Raw genomic sequence first — 22,370 nt, 5'->3', positions numbered from 1 at the left:
TTGTGAAATGTGAAATACGAAATGGGTGCATCTCAATGATATCGACCCTTTTTAGAATAATGCCGTAAAAAATCAAAAATAAATACATTTTGTTTCACAACTCACATTTCACATTATCTAATTTTTGGACCGGCATATAGCTTTTAGCTAGGTTCAAAAGAACAGAGGGACAAAGTTCTTCATAATTAAAAAAGTGAGCTATGATCTGGCAATTACCATTTCACAGCTCACTTTTAGCTTTTAAAACAGGCATGTCACCATCCCCATTTCACATTATCTCATTTTCTAATTATCACATTTTCTAATTATCTAATTATCCCCCCCAAACTACTTCAACTTAAACTCATAAACCTTACCTCCTACTTTGTTTGTTTTTTCATCGGCGATTAGTAAGGTTGTATTGTCTTTGAAAACGATGGCTTCTTTTTGTGAAAAATCATTCAGTTCTATTTCAGTCTGAGAACCTTTGTGGAATAAATCCCCTTTGAATCCTTTGAATAAAACAAGTTTATCATGACTTAACAGCACCACTTTTTTTCCGTCAGGGCTTATTGTTGCACTTGTTAAAACACAATGATTGTAATTGGCACAGGTTTTAAATTCACCAATTTTAGTGGCTTTTTGAGTTCCTGCTGCATTTGGGATTTTATAGATAAAAACGGTACCGTCAAAGCCTTTGCTTCTGTTTTTGGTGAAAAGATAAAAGTTGTTCTGATATTCGAAGAAACTTTCAACATCAAAAAACAGTTCCTTTTTCTTTGGAGGAAACTCGGTTTGTTCCGGATACGAAAAAGAAATTTTATATTCTGAAACGGCATTTTCTTTATTCAATTCGTTTTTAGCCACTTTATAAATACACAAGTCTTTGCGTTTATTATCGTTATTTCCAAAATCTCCTATGTAAATATTTCCGGCCTGATCTTTTGTAATATCTTCCCAATCTACATTTGTGGCGTTGGTAACGGTAATGGTTTTATTTATTTTGCCCTCCGCATTTAATGCGTAGATTTTGTTGGCATTCCCGCTATCTTCCAAAGTATAAATCAAATTAGATTTAGGAAAATAAGTAATCCCGGAAACTTCCTTAAGCTTTTTCGGAAGCGAAAAAAGCGTTTTTAAATCATTGCCTGATTGTTGCTGACAAGCTAATAAAACAATTGAAACAGCAAGTAGAAAAAATTTTCTCATAAAATAATATTTTAAAGTTTTTGCCACAGATTAAAAGATTACAATGATTAAAAAAATCCTTTAAATCTGTGCAATCTGTGGCAAAATAATTTTAAACTAAATTCGTATTTTTAAAATTACGCGTAATAAACTCAAAAGCGGCAAACATAATATGCCCCATCGATCTGGCATTTTTAAATTTCATATCATTAGTATAACGATACAATTCCATTTTTAGTTGATTCAGATGTTCTTCTGTCGAAATCGTGTCGTGACACATAATATTCAACAACTTTTTCATTCGGTTCTCGGCAGAATGAATACGTTTTGCCAAAATAGCCCTTTCCTCATCTTTATACTGAAGGATCGAACGTTCTTCTAACTTTTCTTTAATCAATTTAATCATCGGATAGTTTTCCTTAAAAAACTGAGGACGATAGACCTTAAAATTTCCTTCGTAACACTGCTGATCAAAATCTATCGGACGGATTTTATAAACCACCTGATCAAAATCATGAATCGGTACAATCACATAATTATACGCCCTCATGTCTCCCAAAAGCCGAATCATGCAACGCTCATTAAACTTTACAAATTCTTTTGCGATCTGAGATTTTTCCATCTCGCTACAATTGTGCAACAACGTATCCATAAAAACATCACCGGGAATCCCAATAATATGCTCTTCGATTAGAGTATCTTTATAAACTAAAAAGTTAATTTTATCCGGCGAAAGAATATCTTCCAGTTCCAATCCGTAAATCCGCGAAGCATCTGCTTTTTTAATATAAAAATGAACGTAATTGTCATTGAGAATATTTCGGACTTTTATCCGGAATGGTTTCGAATTTCCGAAGGTACAGTAGTCAATCGCATCAATATTCAAAAACTGTATGATCTCGCTATTACCATCAGAATGTAAAAGAGAATAAATTTTCTTTAAATTTAAATCGATTTCATTTCGTTCAAATTCGTTGTAGTACACCCGAATCCATAAAGTGTCTGTTTCATTTTTATCATAGACATTTACCGAACCGGAAAACCGCAATAAATCATCATAGAACACAGATACTTTCGAGATTCGTTCGTATCGTTCCAAGTAACTTAAAAGAGAGGGTAATAAAGGGTAAGATGGTTTTTTTAAGACCATTAAAGGCTCGCTCATTTTGAATATCTTTAATACAAATTTACAGTAAATTATAATTTTAAACACATAAATAAAATTTGACGTAACAATAAACAACTTGAATCGTCATACTAAAAACTAAAACCGAAATAAATTTGGAAACCATTCTTACTATCGAAAATCTTCACAAAAGATACGGCCGCATTCAAGCCTTAAAAAATGTATCTTTTGAAATACAAAAAGGCCGTGTTTATGGCATACTAGGTCCCAATGGAAGTGGAAAATCAACCACTTTGGGTATTGTCCTGAATGTTGTAAACCGAACATCAGGGAGCTACAGTTGGTTTAACGGACAAATCCAGACCCACGATGCCTTAAAAAAGGTAGGTGCCATTATAGAAAGACCGAACTTTTACCCCTACATGACGGCAGAAGAAAACCTGAAATTGGTTTGCAAAATAAAAAGCATTGATTATTCTAAAATTAATGAAAAGCTGGATTTAGTAGGTCTAACGGAAAGAAAAAACAGCAAATTCAGCACTTTTTCTTTAGGGATGAAACAACGTCTGGCTATTGCTTCGGCGCTGTTAAACGATCCTGAAATTTTAATTTTAGACGAACCAACAAATGGTTTAGACCCACAGGGAATTCACCAGATTCGTGATATTATCCGAAAAATTGCTTCACAGGGAACTACTATTTTACTGGCCTCCCATCTGCTGGACGAAGTCGAAAAAGTATGTTCGCATGTAATTGTACTGCGAAAAGGAGAAATCCTATACTCCGGTTCTGTTGACGGAATGTCTGCTAACGAAGGCTTTTTTGAAGTTCAGGCCAATGATAATGAAGCCTTGAAAAACGTGCTGCAAGAACATCCGACCGTAGACCATGTGGTCGAAGAAGAAGGAAAGGTTTTGGTATACCTAAAATCCGATTTGTCTGCCTCTGAACTGAATTTGTATTTATTCTCTAAAGACATTGCACTAAGTCATTTAGTAAAACGCAAAAACAGCTTAGAAGCCCAGTTTTTAGAATTAACCAAAAATACCACTCCAAAAAACAACTAAACCATGAACAGACTTATCTCTATAGAATTGCAAAAAATCTGGAAAAACAAAGCCAGTCGTGTCTTAACGTTAACCTATTTCATTTTACTTTCATTCATTGCCTTAATTGCTTCGATCAAATTTGATATTGGTGTTTTTAAATTCCATCTGGCTGAAATGGGAATTTTCAATTTCCCTTTTATCTGGCATTTTAACACTTATATTGCCGCATGGCTCAAGTTTTTCCTTGCCATTGTTATTGTTTCTATGATGGCTAATGAATATAGTTACGGGACTTTAAAACAAAATCTGATTGACGGTTTAAGCAAAAAAGAATTTATATTGTCTAAATTTTTAACCGTTGTTGTTTTTGCTTTGTGCTCTACCATTTTTGTCTTTGTGATGAGCTTAATCTTAGGATTGTGCTTTTCTTCTTATACCGAATTTGGAATTATTTTTACAGATTTGGATTATCTCTTAGCTTTTTTTGTAAAACTAACGGGCTTCTTTTCGTTCTGTTTGTTTTTAGGAATTTTGGTAAAACGATCTGCATTTGCTTTGGGTTTTCTTTTGGTTTGGAGTATAATCGAAGGAGTCGTTAAAGGAATTTTGGCTTTTAAAATTTTCCCGGATAGTAACATCGGTCATTACATAATGCAATTTTTTCCATTAGAAGCAATGTCAAATTTAATCATTGAACCCTTTTCACGACTGTCGGTAATAAAAACTATCGGAACTCAAATGGGAGTTGAAAGTACTAAAGATTATGGTGTACATTATCTTCCTATATTGATTGTTTTAATCTGGACATTTATCTTCGTCTATTCTTCATACAAATTATTAAAAAATAGAGATTTATAGTATATTTGTTATACTATGAACTATTTAAAAAACATTTTATTAGTCTTATTTATCAGTTGCGCATTTGCAAAAGTAAATGCGCAATACATAAATATTAACGATCAGAGAGACCCCACGTTTCTAATTGAAAATGTTTTAGTTACCAGCTCTTGTGCTGCTGCTACCAACGCGACAGGTTTGGGGGACACGTTTAGACCGGGGAAACAAAGTTTTGCCTATTTTAACCGAAACGGAAGCAGTTTTCCTTTTGCAGAAGGAATCGTATTAGCGACATCAACCGCTCAAAGTGCCATTGGCCCCTATGTAAGTGATGTTGTAAGCAGTGATAGTGACAACTGGAAAGGGGATGATAATCTCGATCAGGTACTAGGAATTCAGTCTGTAAATGCAACAGTGCTGGAATTTGATTTTGTTGCTACCGCAAATTCATTGAGTTTTAATTATATTTTTGCTTCAAATGAATACCAATACGATTATCCGTGTCGCTATTCTGATGGCTTTGCTTTTTTAATTAGAGAAGCCGGAACAAGTGATCCTTACACCAATCTAGCGGTATTACCCAAAACTACCACTCCCGTTTCTTCTGTAAACATTCGTCCGGCAATTGGTCCCGGAGTGCGACCAGGAGGGATTGCCTATACAGGTTGCCCAGCTTCAAATCTAAACTTTTTTAATGGTTTAAACACCAATACCAGTCCGGTAAATTACGCAGGACAAACAGTAGTTATGACCGCTCAGTCTACTGTAGTCTCAGGAAAAACATACCATGTAAAATTAGTCATAGCCGATGATCAAAATGAAAATCTGGAGTCAGCCATTTTCCTGGAAGCCGGAAGTTTTCTTTCGAAAATTGACTTAGGCGAAGACCGTACGATTGCTGCCAATAATCCTGCCTGTTTTGGAGAAAAGGTAGTACTAGACTCCAAACTGGACATCGCAGACTATAATTTTAAATGGTATAAAAAAGAAGACCCTACCACTATTTTAGGCACAAATGCAACTTTTGAAGTGACTGATGCCGGAACTTATAAAATTGAAGCTTCACTTAAAACAACAGGCTGTACAGCCTATGGAGAAATCAAAATTGACTATGCTCCCGAAATACTTTCAACAAATACTCTCCTTTTACAATGTGATGATGATACCGACGGCTTTTCAATCTTCAATTTGACCAAAGTAGATAATATTATAAAAAACAATGTTTCGACCATTACAAACAATGGGTATTACGAATCTCTGGCTAATGCACAAGCTAAAACAAACGCCATTGCAAATCCGGGAAACTATATCAATAAAAGCCCCAATCAAATTATCTACGCCAGAATTGAAAACCAATACAAATGTTATAAAATTGTCGAAGTCACTTTACAAATTGCAACCACAACAATCGCTGATCAAAATCCAATAAAAACCTGCGACGATGATGGTAATCCTGATGGGTTCTATCAATTTGATCTTAAAGCACAAGTGAACCCACAACTTACCACAGGTTTACCAAGCGGATTAACTCCTTATTATTATCTCACTGCAATTGATGCGATAACGGAAGTAAATGCGTTACCAAATCTCTTTAAAAACACTACAGCGTATTCCCAAACCATTTATGCAAGAGTGGTCAATGGAGCCGATTGTTATGACATTACCCCAATTACTTTGGTTGTAAATGTTTTTGATCCGCCAAATTTTGAAGATGAGACCGCTTATTTATGCAAAGGAAATCAGATTGATCTGGTAGCAGATCCCGGCTTTAGCAGCTACGTTTGGTCTACAGGAGACACAAGCAATCGTATTACCGTTACTAATCCCGGAGATTATTCGGTAAAAGTGACTGATATAAACGGCTGCGAAAAGACTAAAAAATACAAAGTAACCTTATCTGAACCGGCTGTTATTACCGATGCTATTATTAAAGATTTCTCTGCGAATGATAATTCTGTTCTACTAAAATATACCGGAGTTGGAAATTATGAATTTTCACTAGACGGAATTTCTTTTCAAGATGACCCTTTATTCACAAGAGTTAGCCCGGGAATCTATAACGCCATTGCGAGAGACAAAAACGGTTGTGGTAGTTCCAATTTGTTTTTGGTCTATGTATTAGACTACCCAAGATTTTTCACTCCAAATGGGGACAGTCATAATGATTTATGGCTGATCGAAAACTTAGATCAACTTCCGAACTACACCATTTCGATTTTTGATCGTTACGGAAAATTATTAAAACAAATGAATCAAAACAGCTCAGGCTGGAATGGAGTATTCAACGGCCAGCAATTACCCGCAGCTGATTATTGGTTTGATTTAAACTTTATTAATGGCAAAAATGTTAAAGGGCACTTTAGTCTTAAAAGATAACTTTTAATAAATTCCAAATTTTTAAAATTCCAAATTCCAATATTTATTGTAAAAAAAGAATTCCAAACTCTAGAGATCATCATAGTCTTAAAAGATAACTTTTAATAAATTCCAATCTTTTTAAATTCCAAATTCCAATACTTATTAAGAAAGAATCCTAAACTCCGGCATTGGAATTTGGGATTTTTTATATTGGATTTTAAACCCCTACCTATGGTTCTGTCATTTCGACGTAAGGAGAAATCACATCCAATATTCGATAAAGATTGGAGCTTTTCTTTACGGAATTTCTTGTGTGATTTCTCCTTCGTCGAAAGGACAAACTAAGTGCGTTTTTTGAAATAATTCTTTTAAACAAACTCAATTTTTACATCTAATATTAAAAATTTAAAATTCCAATACTTATATAAAAAAAAGAATCCCAAACTCCTGAATTGGAATTTGGGATTTTTAATATTGGATTTTAAACCTCTGCCTATGGTTCTGTCATTTCGACGTAAGGAGAAATCACATCCAATATTCGACAAAGATTGGCGCTTTTCTTTACGGAATTTCTTGTGTGATTTCTCCTTCGTCGAAAGGACAAACTGAATTTTAACATCCAATTTTCTAAATTCCAAATTCCAATATTTGTTGTAAAAAAAATCCCAAACTCCATAGATTGGAATTTGGGATTTTTATATTGAAATTTAAATAAATTAGAATTTAAATCTTTTTCTATCAGTTTCTGTCAAGTAGATTTTTCTCAAACGAATAGATTTTGGAGTAACCTCTACATATTCATCTTTTTGAATGTACTCTAATGCTTCTTCTAAAGAGAAAATGATTGGAGGAATAATTCTCGCTTTTTCATCATTTCCAGAAGAACGAACGTTAGACTGTTTTTTCTCTTTCGTTACGTTTACACACATATCATCACCACGAGAGTTTTCTCCAATTACCTGACCTTCATAGATTTCAGCATTTGGCTCAACGAAGAATTTACCACGATCTTGTAATTTATCGATAGAATAAGGAATAGCTTTTCCTTTTTCCATAGAAATTAACGAACCTTTGTTACGTCCTGAGATTTCACCTTTGTAAGGCTCATATCCAATGAAACGGTGTGCCATAATAGCCTCACCAGCTGTTGCAGTAAGTAATTGGTTACGCAATCCAATAATTCCACGAGATGGAATATTAAATTTAACAATCATACGTTCCCCTTTAGTTTCCATACTCAACATTTCACCTTTACGCATGGTAACAAACTCTACCGCTCTACCTGAAAGTGATTCCGGTAAATCGATTGTCAATTCCTCGATAGGCTCACATTTTTTACCATCAATTTCTTTGATGATAACTTGTGGTTGTCCGATTTGTAACTCATATCCTTCTCTTCTCATTGTTTCAATAAGAACAGATAAGTGAAGTACTCCACGACCAAAAACCATGAATTTATCAGCAGAATCAGTTTCACCTAACTTCATAGCTAAGTTTTTCTCTAATTCTTTTGTCAATCTTTCTCTAATATGACGAGAAGTTACAAATTTACCTTCTTTACCAAAGAAAGGAGAGTCATTAATAGTAAACAACATACTCATTGTTGGCTCATCGATAGCAATAGAAGCTAAACCTTCAGGATTTTCAAAATCAGAAATAGTATCTCCAATTTCGAAACCTTCAACACCAACAATAGCACAAATATCTCCAGCAATTACTTCAGTTACTTTTTTACGTCCAAGACCTTCAAAAGTATGTAATTCTTTAATTCTTGATTTTGATACAGTACCATCTCTTTTTACCAAAGAAATTGGCATTCCTTCTTTCAAGACACCTCTTTCTAAACGACCGATAGCGATACGTCCTGTAAAAGCTGAGAAATCTAAAGATGTAATCAACATTTGAGGATTACCTTCTGATACTTTAGGAGCTGGTACATTTTCAACAACCATATCCAATAATGCTTCAACATTATCAGTTACGTTTTCCCAATGGTCAGACATCCAGTTATTTTTAGCAGAACCATAAACGGTTGGGAAATCCAACTGCCATTCTTCAGCACCTAATTCAAACATTAAGTCAAAAACTTTTTCGTGAACTTCTTCAGGAGTACAGTTTTCTTTATCAACTTTGTTGATAACTACACAAGGCTTAAGACCTAAGTCAATCGCTTTTTGTAATACGAAACGCGTTTGTGGCATTGGACCTTCAAAAGCATCCACTAGCAAACATACACCATCGGCCATGTTCAAAACACGTTCTACTTCACCTCCAAAATCCGCGTGGCCAGGAGTGTCAATAATATTGATCTTTGTTCCTTTATATTGAACTGATACGTTCTTAGAAGTAATAGTAATACCTCTCTCGCGCTCTAAATCGTTATTATCAAGAATTAAATCACCTGTGTTTTCGTTGTCACGAAATAATTGACAGTGATACATAATTTTATCAACCAAAGTGGTTTTACCGTGATCGACGTGGGCAATAATTGCAATGTTTCTAATAGATTCCATCTGTGATTTTTAATGGGTGCAAAGGTACACTTTATTTTGATATAAAAAACGTTTCTGCGATAGTTTGCGTACAGACAAGCAATTAGTTGTTTAAATCAATGTAAATTTACGCCTCAAAATGAACTTTAATTATTGTTTAATTATGGTTAATTTAACTATATTTGAGTGATGAAAAGTAAAACTCTCCAAATTACTCTAATTTATATTATCATTTCGTTATTTATGGCTATAATCTGTCATAAACTACTCGCCAGCTTCATTTCCTCCAAAGAAAACTTTTATTTATTTTTCATTAAAGACATTTTATTCATACTTATAACTGGTCTTATTTTCAAATACATACTGGCAAAAAACGAAAGTAAAAATGTTGCCGTTTTTGAAAAATTAAAGAAAACAAACGAAGACATTAAAGAATCGAACGAAAAATATGACATTGTAGCAAAAGCAACGAGCGATACCATTTGGGACTGGAAAATTCAGAAAGACAGCATCGGATGGAACAAAGGAATAGAAAGCGTTTTTGGATACAACCATAAAGAGGTAGGCAAAACATCAAAATGGTGGTTTGATAAAATCCATCCGGAAGACAGTATCAGAATGTCTATTAAACTTTATTCTTTTATTGAACAGAAAACAGAAAAATGGCAGGATCAATATCGTTTCAGATGCGCAGACGGAACTTATAAATATGTTTTAGACCGAGGGTTTTTATTGAAAGATGAAAACGGCAGAGCCATCAGAATGATTGGAGCTATTCAGGACATTACAAAACAGAAAGAAGAAGAACAACGATTGAAACTTTTAGAAACGGTAATCACACAATCTAAAGATTCGATTTTAATCACAGAAGCCAATTCAGCAAGCGGCAGAATTCCTAAAATAGTTTACATCAACCCTGCCTTCTCACAAATGTCGGGTTACCAGCCCAATGAAATAATAGGAAAATCAACAAACATTTTCAACAAAGGACCAAATTCAGATTCCGATGAGTTGAAAAAACTATTAAAAGCAATTAAAAACGAAGAGGAATGCCTGATCGAAACGATAGGCTACACCAAACAAAAAGAAGAATATTGGGTTCGGTTTTCCATGATTCCGATTTTCAATAACGAAGGGGTTATTTCCCACTGGATCTCCATTCAAAGAGACATTACAGATGAGAAAAAACTAGAAACAGAGAAAGAACATCTTATTCGCGAACTAACACAAAACAACAAAGATTTAAAACAATTCTCTTATATAACATCCCATAACCTAAGAGCACCGCTCTCTAATCTAATCGGGCTTTTAAACCTGATAGAGGATATTCCGATAGAAAATCCTGAACTCGAAGAAATCCTAGCCGGTTTCAACAAATCGACACATTTATTAAACGAAACGATAAACGATTTAGTAAAAGTAATCATCATCAAAGACAACCCTTCGATGCAAAAAGAAGAAGTTTCTTTGAAAGAAGTTTTTGAAAACGTTTTCAGCCAACTGTCTTTTCAGATCGAACTACATAAACCAATTATCAAACTCAAATTCGACAGAGTACCCTTATTAAACACAAATAAAGCTTATATTGAAAGTATTTTACTCAACCTGCTAACCAATTCCATCAAATACAAATCCGAAAACAGAAAGTTAAAAATATCCATCGTCGCCGAACAAATCGACCACAAAGCCATATTAACCTTTAAAGACAATGGAATCGGAATTGATCTGGAAAGAAATAAAGACAAAGTATTCGGGCTATACCAGAGATTTCACAATTATCCTGACAGTAAAGGTCTAGGTTTATATCTCGTAAAATCACAAGTAGAAACCATGGGAGGAACAATAAGCATCGAAAGCGAAGTCAACAAAGGAACTACATTTACAATAACATTTAAAAATTAACATTATGCTTGAGCAAATTTTATGCATTGACGATGATCCAATCACGTTAATGTTATGCAAAAAAGTAATTTCAAAATCTTCATTCTCAAATGAAATTATCACAGCACAAAATGGCGAAGAAGCATTACACCACTTTAACACCTTAAAATACAATAACTGCAAAAACAAAGTCAACAAAAAACCGGAATTGATCTTTTTAGACCTTAACATGCCCGTTATGAGCGGATGGGAGTTCCTGGACCACTTTACCTCTCCGGATTATGCCGAATTCAATACAGCCAATGTCATCGTATTATCTTCCACAATTGACCCTGAAGATTTAGCCAAAGCAAAAAAATACCCTATTATCATCGATTTTCTTTCCAAACCTGTCACACAACCGATGCTGGAATACCTAAAGAAAAAAATTGCGCCTTGAGGGGCTTATTTTTTTTAAAATTCCAAATTTTTTAAATTCCAAATTCCAATGGGAAGGTAAATATGGGTGAACTTAGAAAGGGTCGTTTTTTTTCTTATCTACTCTGCTCTTTCTTCAAAAACGATACAATACAGAACACTTATTAACGATCTTATGCTTTTCAATCGTACCTTTTTAAGCTCCTATTTCTCAACTTTTCTCTTTGACGATCTCGCAAAGACGCCAAGCCGCTAAGTTTTTTTTCTTTTTTTTAGCTCACCCTTTCTGTTTTCTACTTTCTCACCTTGGATTTCTAAAAATGTTATGGAGTCTCAAAGTTTTTTCTACTTTTTCATTAGAACTTTGCGATTTTGCGACTTTGCGACATTTTTTAATCATTTGCCACGAGTTGCACCAATTTGTACGAATTATTTCTTTGTCACAGATTTTTAAGATTAAAATGGATTTCTTTTCTTTATTTAATTCAACAATCTTTGTGTTTAAGTAGTACAAACCAAATCTAAAATGAACTTACATCACTTATATGGTTTAGACACACTTTTACTTAATCTCAATTTTCACACCTGACCCATTAAAACTTTGCGATTTTGCGACTTTGCGCGATTTTTACTTTTTCTTAAATTTCACCAAACAAAAAAAAGCCCTCCAGAAGAGGGCTTTTATATTTTTAAAAAATTGTATTTAATTACAATTTAGCAACATGTTTCGTTAATTTAGACTTCAAGTTTGAAGCTTTATTATCATGAATGATGTTTTTCTTAGCTAATTTATCAATCATAGAGATTACAGTTGATAATTTTGAAGCTGCATCAGATTTTTCAGTAGACAATCTTAATGCTTTAATTGCATTACGAGTAGTCTTGTGTTGGTATCTGTTAAGAACTCTTCTTTTTTCGTTACTTCTGATTCTTTTTAATGCTGACTTATGATTTGCCATTTTTTCTTTAATTTTAGATGTAATAATTATTATAAATACTAGTTAAAAAAGAAAAACCTCCCACAATTGTAAAACAATCACTTTGGTTTTAACTAATAAAATAAAAATCGAGACACCAACTCTTATTTTATAAAACTAATTTACAACTAATTTTGTAGTCTGTAAGGGAATCGAACCCCTGTTACCAGGACGAAAGCCTGGAGTCCTAACCCCTAGACGAACAGACCAGCTTCCTTCTAAGTTTTCTCCAATTGTAATCAATTGAAATTTGTAGCCCGTAGCGGAATCGAACCGCTCTTACATGGATGAAAACCATGCGTCCTAACCGATAGACGAACGGGCCATAATAACATCAAGTTAAATAACTTATTTCGCAAAAAAAAGTAGTAGCCCGTAGCGGAATCGAACCGCTCTTACATGGATGAAAACCATGCGTCCTAACCGATAGACGAACGGGCCTGCTTCTCTAATGCGGATGCAAAGATACAACTATTTTTAAGTTGCACAATAGCTGAAGCAAAAAAATGTTATTTTTTTTTAATAAGCCTTAGCAAACAGTACTCTTCGGGCCGATTTCTCTCCTGTTAAAACACAGATTCCCAGCTCCTCAACAGCGTCCAAAGGAATACAACGAATTGTCGCTTTTGTAAGGTCTTTTATTTTCTCTTCAGTAGCCGCAGTTCCGTCCCAATGTGCTGACACAAAACCACCTTTACCATCCAAAACTTCTTTAAACTCCTCAAAGCTATTTACTTCCGTAATATGTGTATTGCGATATTCTAAAGCTTTACTGAATAAATCGTTTTGAATCTGCTCCAAAAGATCATTTATATAATTCACGATTCCTTCAGCAGCAACCACTTCTTTAGTCAAAGTATCTCTTCTTGCAACTTCAAAAGTACCATTTTCCAAATCTTTTGGACCTACAGCAATTCTAACCGGAACTCCTTTCAATTCCCATTCCGCAAACTTGAATCCTGGTTTTTGAGTTGTTCTGTCGTCATATTTAACCGAAATCTTTAATTTTCTAAGCTTAGCCGTTAATTCATTTACAGCAGCAGTAATTTGCTCTAATTGTTCATCTGTCTTATGAATAGGAACAATAACCACTTGTATTGGCGCTAAATTAGGAGGCAAAACCAATCCTTGGTCATCAGAGTGCGTCATCACCAACGCTCCCATCAAACGAGTAGAAACTCCCCAAGAAGTCCCCCATACATGCTCTTGTTTCCCTTCGGCGTTAGCAAACTTCACATCAAATGCTTTTGCGAAATTCTGACCTAAAAAGTGTGATGTACCAGCTTGTAAAGCTTTTCCATCTTGCATTAATGCTTCAATACAATAGGTTTCATCTGCACCGGCAAAACGTTCTGTTTCGGTTTTTATACCTTTAACAACCGGAATTGCCATGAAGTTCTCTGCAAAATCAGCATAAACATTCATCATTTTTTCAGACTCTTCTAAAGCTTCTGCTTTTGTAGCGTGAGCTGTATGCCCTTCTTGCCATAAAAACTCAGCTGTTCTTAAAAACAAACGGGTACGCATTTCCCAACGCACCACATTAGCCCATTGATTAATCAACAAAGGCAAATCTCTGTACGATTGTACCCATCCTTTATAAGTAGACCAAATAATAGCTTCACTTGTTGGACGAACGATAAGCTCCTCCTCTAGTTTCGCATTTGGGTCAACCATTAGTTTCCCGGGTTTATCCGGGTCATTTTTTAATCTATAATGTGTTACGATTGCACATTCTTTTGCAAATCCTTCTGCATTTTTTTCTTCAGCCTCAAACATGCTTTTAGGCACGAATAGAGGGAAATAAGCATTCTGATGCCCTGTCTCTTTAAACATCCTGTCTAACTCAGCCTGCATTTTTTCCCAAATGGCGTATCCGTAAGGTTTAATAACCATACATCCTCTAACTCCTGAGTTTTCAGCTAGATCTGCTTTTACAACCAGCTCGTTATACCATTTCGAATAATCTTCTGATCTTGTAGTGAGGTTCTTACTCATATTGAATAGTTTGGCACAAATTTTGTTTTATTATTTTTTAACTAAATAGTTTGACAAAACTAACTATTTTTGTAATGTGCAACAATAAAAAACACCACAGATATGAAAACTTCTCTTTCACTCCGCCAAAACTCAAGTTATTTTTACCTAATCGGATTATTGAGTTTTCTAGTAACATCGTGTGGTTCTTACCAAAATACGTCTTATCAAGATAATGACGGTGTTTATGGTACTACACGAAGCACCTACGCACAAACAACCACCACAAATACGAATAATCAATATAAAGATTACTTTAAATCACTGCAAGACGACAATCAGTCTACCGAAATTTTTACAGACGTAGACAATTATGGTAATTATGCTGAAAATGACAGCACACAAACCGCAGCTACATCATACCCAGCCTGGGGAAGCAGCACCACAGAAGTAGCGATCAACTATTACCCTGACACGACCTGGTCATGGGGTCTTTCTATGGGATGGGGTTACCCTTACTATGGATTAGGATGGGGCTATGGTGGCGGTTATTGGGGTTATCCCGGATACGGATGGGGCTACCCTGGATATTGGGGACCTGGTTACGGATGGGGAGGCTATCCCGGATACTGGGGCGGCGGATACGGATATAACAATTATGCTTATAACTACGGAAGAAGAGGTTCTGCAGCTTACTACGGCGGAAGAAATTATGGCGTAAACAGAGACTACACCAACAGAGGTTATACTGACAGAAGCTACAGTAATAGAAACTATACGAATAGAAGTTATACCGACAGAAGCTACAGTAACAGAAACTTCACCAACAGAGACAATAGCAGTCGAAATTTTACAAACAGAAGCTATAACACAGATAGAAGCTACTCTAACACAAACAGACAAAATAACTATACCGACTATAGAAGAAGTTCTACTGTAAACGGAAGAACAACAACGAATCCTACTTTTACAAACAGAACGTACTCACAAGGTCAGAGTAATAGCTACGATAATTCAAACAGAAGATCGTATAATAACAACAACACAACAACCCGAAACTACAATTACAATAACGGCAACAACAGCGCTCCAACGAGAAGTTATTCTCCAAGTCCATCACGCTCAACGAATAGCGGCGGTGGAAGCATGAGATCTTCTGGCGGCGGTGGCGGTGGCGGAAGATCGTACGGCGGTGGCGGTGGCGGCAGAAGATAATTCCTCTTCTGTTTTTAACACCCCTTCAAAATCATCTAAAATTAAACCAAATGAAAAAAATATTCTTCCTATTTATAGCAGGACTATCTGTTAGCGTCTCACATTCTCAAGAAGTTTCAGATGCAATGCGTTACGCACAAGACAACATTACCGGAACTGCCCGATTCAGAGCAATGAGCGGCGCTTTCGGAGCAGTTGGAGGCGATCTGTCTTCTTTGACAGTCAACCCTGCAGGATCAGCAATATTCTTAAACAATCAAGCGGGAGTAACTTTCAGCAATCAAAGCAAAAAGAACAACTCCAATTATTTTGGAACCCAAACAAGTGATAACGAGAACTCTTTCATCTTGAATCAAGCTGGAGCTGTTTTTGTTTTTCACGATAGAAGCTCTAACAACAATTGGAAAAAAATAGCAATTGGAACCACTTATGAAAATACAAACAATTTTGACAACAACATTTTCTCTGCCGGGACAAATCCAAGAAATTCAATTGATAAGTATTTTTTAGAATATGCCAACAATGGCAACAACGGAATGCCTGTACCTCAAAAATTCGTCCGAACTACTGATCCAGGATACCAATATGACTTTTTAGGCAGCAATTTCCCTAGCAACCAATATCCAAACATGTCAGGATATAGTGCCCAACAAGCACTTTTAGGATACCAAGGATACATCTTAGACGTAAATGACGCAAACAATCCAAATAGCACTTACAAGTCCAACGTACCAACCGGAGGCAAATATTACCAAGAAAATGGAATCTACGAAAGTGGATACAACAGCAAAGCTAGCTTCAACATTGCAACATCATACAAAGACCGAATTTATTTGGGAGCGAATTTAAATGTGCATGTTACCGACTACAGAAGATCTACAAGTTTTTCTGAAAGCAATGACAATCCACTAGTCGCCAATCCAACTATATCCAGTTTACGTTTTAACAATCAACTCTATACCTATGGCAACGGGTTTTCTTTCCAACTTGGAGCTATTGCAAAAGTAACCCAATCCTTTCGTCTTGGCTTAGCCTACGAATCCAACACCTGGTATAAACTTTACGACGAAGTATCACAAAGTCTATATACGACAAGTGAATCAATTTCGGGACAACCCATAAAAGCCGATGTAAATCCAAATGTTGTAAACGTTTACAGACCATACACCTTACAAACTCCGGGAAAAGTAACTTTTAGTGGTGCTTATGTATTTGGAAAATCAGGTTTAATCAGTATTGATTACGCGATTAAAGATTACGGAAACACAAAATACAAACCAACAAGTGATCAAGGTTTTAGAGGTCTAAACGACGAAATGAGCAATACTTTAACCAGTGCTGGAGAATTAAGAATCGGCGCAGAGTACAAAATCAAACAATTAAGCCTCCGTGGTGGATACCGCTACGAAGGCAGTCCTTATAAAAACAAAACAACTATTGGCGACTTAAACAGCTACTCTGGTGGTTTAGGTTATAATTTTGGCACAACAAAAGTAGATTTAGCTTACTCCTATTTAGAAAGAAAATCAAATCAGGGATTTTTTGCCACCGGATTTACTGACGGCGCCAACATTACATCAAAACTAAATAATGTTTCTTTGACTTTATTATTTGAATTGTAATTAAGAATAAAAATAGATTTCTAAAAATCCGTTAAGCAAACGCTTAGTGGATTTTTTTATTTAAAAACAAGTATTTACTTACAAACAAACATTTGTTATAAGTTTTTTTTTATAAATTTGCTTTTATTAACTCGAAAACGAAAATCATGAAGCTATTTAAAAATTACATTTTCTTACTTATCTTATTCAACTTGACATTATATTCACAAGTTACAGTTACTAGTAATAACTTAAAAGTCGACAACAATTTAGTCACCAACAACACAATTGTATTTAATAACAACCCTAGCGTAATTATGTCTCTGGACATAAAAATGGAAACAGCAGATGGATCAACAAATACAACTTTTGGAAATTTATTTTTATACTATAAGAAAAATGCAGATGATACTCCAACTCAAATAGCATTTCAATCTATAACATTTATTAACAACTACCCAAAAACAAATTATATAAACAACACCTTTTTCACCTCTATCTCCTTATTCAAAAATAACTTCTTAAGCACTGGAGGTACACTTTATGCAGAGTATACGACAAACAATAAAAATACATATAAATCTCAAGTTATAAACATAGTAGGAGGAGGCCACACTACTATGACACCTCCCCCTAACAAACCAGACAAACAAATTTTAAGCAACGTAATAGGAAACGATCAAATACTAGTTTCCGGACAAATACCCCAACCTTTCTCATATGAAACACCATACTATAGAAACTTAGATAATTTACCTGGTCGACATGGTACCGCCAGTTCTGGTTCTGGAAGTAGGAACATATATCTAACTATTTTTAAATGGCAAATAAAAACCCAAAGTAGTGACTGGACTGATATTCCAGGAGAAACCTCCCCTGGTTATTCTCCAAATAAAGCTATTTATGAAAATTCTTCTTATCGTAGAGTAGCTTTTTACGAAGGGGGTCAATATGTAATTAGCAATATTATTTACATAATTATTAATAATCAATCATTCAAAAACACCATTTGCTGTAGCCAAATCTTAACATCATCTAGTACCGGAACTGAGGAAATAACAGGAAATGTTCCGACCTTAAGTAACTTCACTTATCTCTGGCAAGCCTGTGACCAGCCTAATTACATTAACAAAGTATGGGCAGATATGCCTCTTGCAACTGATCAAAATTTCCCTCGTTCTACTTATATTCGAACTTATAATGGAAGAAACACTGAAACTACAGCATATCGACGATTAATAAAACAAAATGGTATTGTGATAAGCATAAGCGATCCAGTTAACATAACATGGCCAATACCTAATACCGGTCCTGGCCCAGGAAGAAATAACGGAACTAGACCCACTAGAACATTAAAATTCACTACAAATAAAAATATTAAAACTAATTCCCTTATATTAACTAATGACTTATCTGACGACACTACTACAAAAGAAAATTTAGATATACAAAATATCGAAAACAAAGGAGGACAGAACTCTTTAAAAATAAATAGCAACATTAGTTTATATCCAAATCCAATTATTAATAATTTTTATTTACAGAATATAAACAAATTCAAAAAAACAGAAACAATAAGTCTTTTTGATATTTTTGGCAATAAAATAACCATCAATAAAATTATTCTTTCTGACAATTTAATACAAATTAATATCTCTTCTCTTCCTCCTGGAATTTATTTTGTACACATCATGAATGACGGCATTCTGGATATAAAAAAAATAATTAAAACTTAGATTTTTTGTTATCGATTTTTGACACCAGCAAACACATAAATAAAAATCCGTTAAGTGCTTAACGGATTTTTTTTAGTTCTGATGGAAACCTACCGTAGGTATAAATATTACATTTCAATTTGAACACGGATTTCACGAATTTGCACAAATTTTAATGGGATAGCCTTTGTTTGTGCAATCAATTTCACAAACAAATTAGTGGCAATTCGTGAAATTTGTGTCATTTTATACTTGTGTCCACTCGGTAGGATGAAAACAATATCTTTTTCCTTATCCACTTTTTGGAACCGAACAAGAAAGGACAACCCGATAACTATCGAGAAGCTTCATAAAAATCACCTAAAACAAACCGAAACAAGCGGTGTTTGAATAAAAAAGTGTAATTTTGCACTCCAATTTATAAAAGTATGAGAACCAAGTCTTTAAAAAAGAACAAAATTAACGTAATCACTCTTGGGTGTTCGAAGAATGTATATGACAGTGAAGTCTTAATGGGGCAACTTCGTGCAAGCGGAAAAGAAGTTGAGCATGAGGCTCCTGCAGAGAGAGAAGGAAACATCATCGTAATTAACACTTGTGGTTTTATTGATAATGCAAAAGCAGAGTCAGTAAATATGATTTTGGAATATGCTGATAAAAAAGACAAAGGACTCGTAGATAAAGTTTTCGTAACCGGATGTTTATCTGAGCGCTACAGACCTGATTTAGAAAAAGAGATCCCAAATGTAGATCAATATTTTGGTACAACAGAATTACCACAATTATTAAAAGCTTTAGGAGCCGATTACAAACACGAATTGTTAGGAGAACGTTTAACTACAACGCCTAAAAATTACGCTTATTTAAAAATTGCCGAAGGTTGCGACAGACCTTGTAGTTTCTGCGCTATTCCGCTTATGCGTGGTAAACACGTTTCTCAATCCATTGAAAAATTGGTTAAAGAAGCTGAAGGTTTAGCAAAAAATGGCGTTAAAGAATTGATTTTAATTGCTCAGGATCTAACGTATTATGGTCTTGATTTATATAAAAAGAGAAATCTTGGTGAACTTCTGGAAGCCTTAGTAAAAGTCGAAGGAATTGAATGGATTCGTTTACATTATGCTTTCCCTACCGGTTTCCCGATGGATGTTTTGGAAATCATGAAGCGCGAGCCTAAAATCTGTAATTATATTGATATTCCACTACAACACATTTCAGATTCTATTCTGAAATCAATGCGTCGTGGAACTACACAGGCAAAAACAACTCAATTATTAAAAGAATTCCGTGCTTCTGTTCCGGGAATGGCGATCAGAACAACCTTAATTGTTGGATATCCTGGTGAAACTCAGGAAGACTTTGAAATTTTGAAAGATTTCGTTCAGGAAATGAAATTTGACCGAATGGGATGTTTTGCATATTCTCACGAAGAAAACACACACGCCTATTTGCTTGAAGATGATGTACCGGATGACGTAAAACAAGCCAGAGCAAATGAAATCATGGAATTACAATCTCAAATTTCATGGGATTTGAACCAGGAAAAAGTTGGAAAAGTTTTCAAATGCATCATTGACAGAAAAGAAGGAGCTCATTTTGTTGGAAGAACTGAGTTTGATAGCCCTGATGTTGATAATGAAGTTTTAATTGATGCCTCAAAACATTATGTAAAAACGGGAGATTTTGTTAATATCAAGATAATTGAAGCAACAGAATTTGATTTATACGGAGAACCTGCTTAAATTTACATTATATATTTGCTAATTTTTGACAAAAATACTTTTATGAAATCTATTCAATCTTTATTTCTTTTAGTTTTTACGTTACTATGTGTTACTTCTGTTTCTGCTCAATACGGAAACGGATACAACAATGGTTACGGTGGTGGTGGTAATGGTTATGGAAGAGGTGGCGGAATGGGAATGGACAGAAGCATGATGCAGGCAGGCCCGCAAGGCTCTCCCAGCAAACCCAAAGAAATTCCTGCCGAAGAAACTGCAGCTAAAATTACAGAGCAGATGAAACCGGTTGTAAATCTTGATGAACTTCAGGTTATTGCAATTACAAATGTTTTTGCTGACAGCTTGAGAGAGCAAGGGATATTGCTGAAAAACGAAAGCAGTAGTCAAGATCAGAAAATTGAACAAATGAAGGCATTAAAAGAGAGCACTACAAAAAAAATAACTGCTTTTCTTAATCCTGATCAGATTGAAAAATACAACTCCTTTATGACTGATTTTAAAGAGGTTAAAAAATCAAAGTCAAAAAAGAAAAAAGAGGCTAAAGAACAGAAAGAAGCAAAAGAAGGTATTGAAACAGAAAAAGTTCAAGAATAACTAACTTAACTTAATTCCAAAATGTAATTGATTATGATGAAAAAACATTTATGTTATCTGCTTTTAGCACTTATTATCTGTTCCTGCTCGACAAATCCATATAAAAACACAGAAAAAGTATACGATCAGCAGTTAAAAACTTTAGAAAATCAAATTACAAGCAAAGAAGCCAAACCAATACCTCCGGTTAGCCCGGTAGTGATTGACACCACATATGCGCAACAACTGGGCATTGTAAAAGATACCTTATCAAAAACAGGATCTACAGTTTTGCTGAATGGCATCAATACAGAATGGATTGGCACGGTTAATTTTAACTTAAGAAAACCAAGTTTTATAGTTATCCATCATACCGCACAAGATTCTCTTCAACAAACGATCAATACTTTTACGAAGACAAGAACACAGGTAAGTGCTCATTATATAATTTCGGAAAACGGAAAAGTTGTTCAAATGTTGAATGACTATTTAAGAGCTTGGCATGCCGGATCTTCTACCTGGGGAAAAAACACTGATTTAAACTCCAGTTCAATTGGTATTGAACTTGACAATAATGGCTTTAAACCTTTTACAGAAGCTCAAATTGGTAGTTTGGTAGCTCTTTTGACTAAGTTGAAAAAAGATTACAATATTCCAACTCAAAATATACTGGGACATGCTGATATAGCACCGGGAAGAAAACAAGACCCAAGCGCCTTATTTCCGTGGAAAACATTAGCAGAAAAAGGATTCGGAATCTGGCCGGATCAAATACTGGAAGAAGCGCCTTTTGATTTTAAGATTGAACAGGCTTTACGTATTATTGGATACAATACCAAAAATCTTTCGGCAGCAATAATGGCTTTTAAATTACATTATATACAGACGGATACAACTTCTGTTTTAGATAGAAAAACGATAGATACTATTTACTCTATTTACAAAAAACAGATTCAATAATTCATCTTTGTACTTTTCGAATAATTCTCAATAATCAAAATAAACTATTCCTAAGCCATCTAATCAGTTGCCTGAATTACAATAATCTATAAATCAATCATTTAAACTGGTCGCAGATTTCAAGAAAGCGCATTTAGGATTTTGGGGCAAAGAGTTGCTAACTTCACAGGCCTATGAGTAAAAAAAAAGCCACAGATTAAAGGATCAAAATGATTTCTTTTCCGCACGAATTACACTAATTTTCGCAAATTGTTTCTTTGTTGTTGCGGGGTAAATCATCCTA

16 protein-coding genes and 3 tRNA genes are annotated in these 22,370 nt (G+C 34.8%); 11 read left to right on the top strand and 8 right to left on the bottom strand.

All coding sequences use genetic code 11. From position 1 onward, the window contains the following. Window positions 1-327: 327 nt before the first annotated feature. Together ACHRV5_RS16235 and ACHRV5_RS16230 are read right to left on the bottom strand one after the other, a co-directional pair. A complete protein-coding gene (locus ACHRV5_RS16235; RefSeq protein ID WP_395427437.1) occupies window positions 328-1,188 on the bottom strand; it encodes a hypothetical protein in 861 nt (286 codons plus the stop codon). Window positions 1,189-1,279: 91 nt separating this feature from the next. Then, window positions 1,280-2,332, bottom strand: a complete 1,053-nt coding sequence (locus ACHRV5_RS16230) for a hypothetical protein (protein WP_395427436.1) — start codon at window positions 2,330-2,332, stop codon at window positions 1,280-1,282. Between the two features lie 116 nt (window positions 2,333-2,448). On the opposite strand from ACHRV5_RS16230, the gene ACHRV5_RS16225 reads away from it, so the two are divergent. From ACHRV5_RS16225 to ACHRV5_RS16215, 3 genes are read left to right on the top strand one after another with little or no spacing between them, the layout of a single operon-like run. Beyond that, window positions 2,449-3,360, top strand: coding sequence for an ABC transporter ATP-binding protein (locus ACHRV5_RS16225; RefSeq protein WP_047778601.1), 912 nt, complete (start codon window positions 2,449-2,451; stop codon window positions 3,358-3,360). Window positions 3,361-3,363: 3 nt separating this feature from the next. After that, on the top strand, window positions 3,364-4,200 hold the full coding sequence (locus tag ACHRV5_RS16220; RefSeq protein ID WP_047778600.1) for an ABC transporter permease: 837 nt from the start codon (window positions 3,364-3,366) through the stop codon (window positions 4,198-4,200). A 15-nt stretch (window positions 4,201-4,215) separates the two neighbouring features. After that, window positions 4,216-6,555: a choice-of-anchor L domain-containing protein gene (locus ACHRV5_RS16215; protein WP_395427435.1), complete on the top strand. Its 2,340-nt coding sequence runs from the start codon at window positions 4,216-4,218 to the stop codon at window positions 6,553-6,555. A 698-nt stretch (window positions 6,556-7,253) separates the two neighbouring features. Here ACHRV5_RS16215 and typA read toward each other — a convergent pair. Then, complete coding sequence (gene typA / locus ACHRV5_RS16210; RefSeq protein WP_047778597.1) at window positions 7,254-9,050, bottom strand: translational GTPase TypA; 1,797 nt, start codon at window positions 9,048-9,050, stop codon at window positions 7,254-7,256. A 168-nt stretch (window positions 9,051-9,218) separates the two neighbouring features. Here typA and ACHRV5_RS16205 point away from each other — a divergent pair, with 168 nt between their 5' ends. Both ACHRV5_RS16205 and ACHRV5_RS16200 read left to right on the top strand, forming a co-directional pair. Beyond that, window positions 9,219-10,931 (top strand): PAS domain-containing protein, encoded by a 1,713-nt coding sequence (locus ACHRV5_RS16205; RefSeq protein WP_395427434.1) that lies wholly within the window; start codon window positions 9,219-9,221, stop codon window positions 10,929-10,931. Between the two features lie 4 nt (window positions 10,932-10,935). Continuing rightward, a complete protein-coding gene (locus ACHRV5_RS16200) occupies window positions 10,936-11,349 on the top strand; it encodes a response regulator (protein ID WP_047778595.1) in 414 nt (137 codons plus the stop codon). Between the two features lie 685 nt (window positions 11,350-12,034). Here ACHRV5_RS16200 and rpsT read toward each other — a convergent pair. From rpsT to proS, 5 genes are all read right to left on the bottom strand, one after another. After that, window positions 12,035-12,286, bottom strand: a complete 252-nt coding sequence (gene rpsT / locus ACHRV5_RS16195) for a 30S ribosomal protein S20 (protein WP_047778428.1) — start codon at window positions 12,284-12,286, stop codon at window positions 12,035-12,037. Between the two features lie 155 nt (window positions 12,287-12,441). Then, window positions 12,442-12,513: transfer RNA gene (locus ACHRV5_RS16190), tRNA-Glu, on the bottom strand. A gap of 44 nt (window positions 12,514-12,557) precedes the next feature. Further along, window positions 12,558-12,629: transfer RNA gene (locus ACHRV5_RS16185), tRNA-Glu, on the bottom strand. 44 nt (window positions 12,630-12,673) lie between these two features. Further along, window positions 12,674-12,745, bottom strand: a tRNA-Glu gene (locus ACHRV5_RS16180). 78 nt (window positions 12,746-12,823) lie between these two features. Beyond that, window positions 12,824-14,302 carry a proline--tRNA ligase gene (gene proS / locus ACHRV5_RS16175; RefSeq protein WP_395427433.1) on the bottom strand — a complete coding sequence of 493 codons (1,479 nt, stop codon included), beginning with the start codon at window positions 14,300-14,302 and terminating at the stop codon, window positions 12,824-12,826. A gap of 102 nt (window positions 14,303-14,404) precedes the next feature. On the opposite strand from proS, the gene ACHRV5_RS16170 reads away from it, so the two are divergent. The 6 genes from ACHRV5_RS16170 (at window position 14,405) to ACHRV5_RS16145 (ending at window position 22,087) form a co-directional block, all read left to right on the top strand. Continuing rightward, on the top strand, window positions 14,405-15,496 hold the full coding sequence (locus ACHRV5_RS16170; RefSeq protein WP_395427432.1) for a hypothetical protein: 1,092 nt from the start codon (window positions 14,405-14,407) through the stop codon (window positions 15,494-15,496). 50 nt (window positions 15,497-15,546) lie between these two features. Beyond that, window positions 15,547-17,118: an OmpP1/FadL family transporter gene (locus ACHRV5_RS16165; protein ID WP_395427431.1), complete on the top strand. Its 1,572-nt coding sequence runs from the start codon at window positions 15,547-15,549 to the stop codon at window positions 17,116-17,118. 314 nt (window positions 17,119-17,432) lie between these two features. Then, entirely contained in the window at window positions 17,433-18,833 is a 1,401-nt protein-coding gene (locus ACHRV5_RS16160; RefSeq protein ID WP_395427430.1) for a T9SS type A sorting domain-containing protein, read from the top strand. A 407-nt stretch (window positions 18,834-19,240) separates the two neighbouring features. Beyond that, window positions 19,241-20,554 carry a 30S ribosomal protein S12 methylthiotransferase RimO gene (rimO, locus tag ACHRV5_RS16155; protein WP_047778432.1) on the top strand — a complete coding sequence of 438 codons (1,314 nt, stop codon included), beginning with the start codon at window positions 19,241-19,243 and terminating at the stop codon, window positions 20,552-20,554. A gap of 42 nt (window positions 20,555-20,596) precedes the next feature. After that, window positions 20,597-21,148 (top strand): hypothetical protein, encoded by a 552-nt coding sequence (locus ACHRV5_RS16150; RefSeq protein ID WP_047778433.1) that lies wholly within the window; start codon window positions 20,597-20,599, stop codon window positions 21,146-21,148. A gap of 33 nt (window positions 21,149-21,181) precedes the next feature. Beyond that, complete coding sequence (locus ACHRV5_RS16145; protein WP_395427429.1) at window positions 21,182-22,087, top strand: N-acetylmuramoyl-L-alanine amidase; 906 nt, start codon at window positions 21,182-21,184, stop codon at window positions 22,085-22,087. The last annotated feature ends 283 nt before the right edge of the window (window positions 22,088-22,370 follow it).

Source organism: Flavobacterium sp. FlaQc-52 (assembly GCF_044007495.1).
Classification (GTDB): Bacteria; Bacteroidota; Bacteroidia; order Flavobacteriales; family Flavobacteriaceae; genus Flavobacterium; species Flavobacterium cupriresistens.
This window is presented reverse-complemented; position numbering and strand designations above follow the sequence as displayed.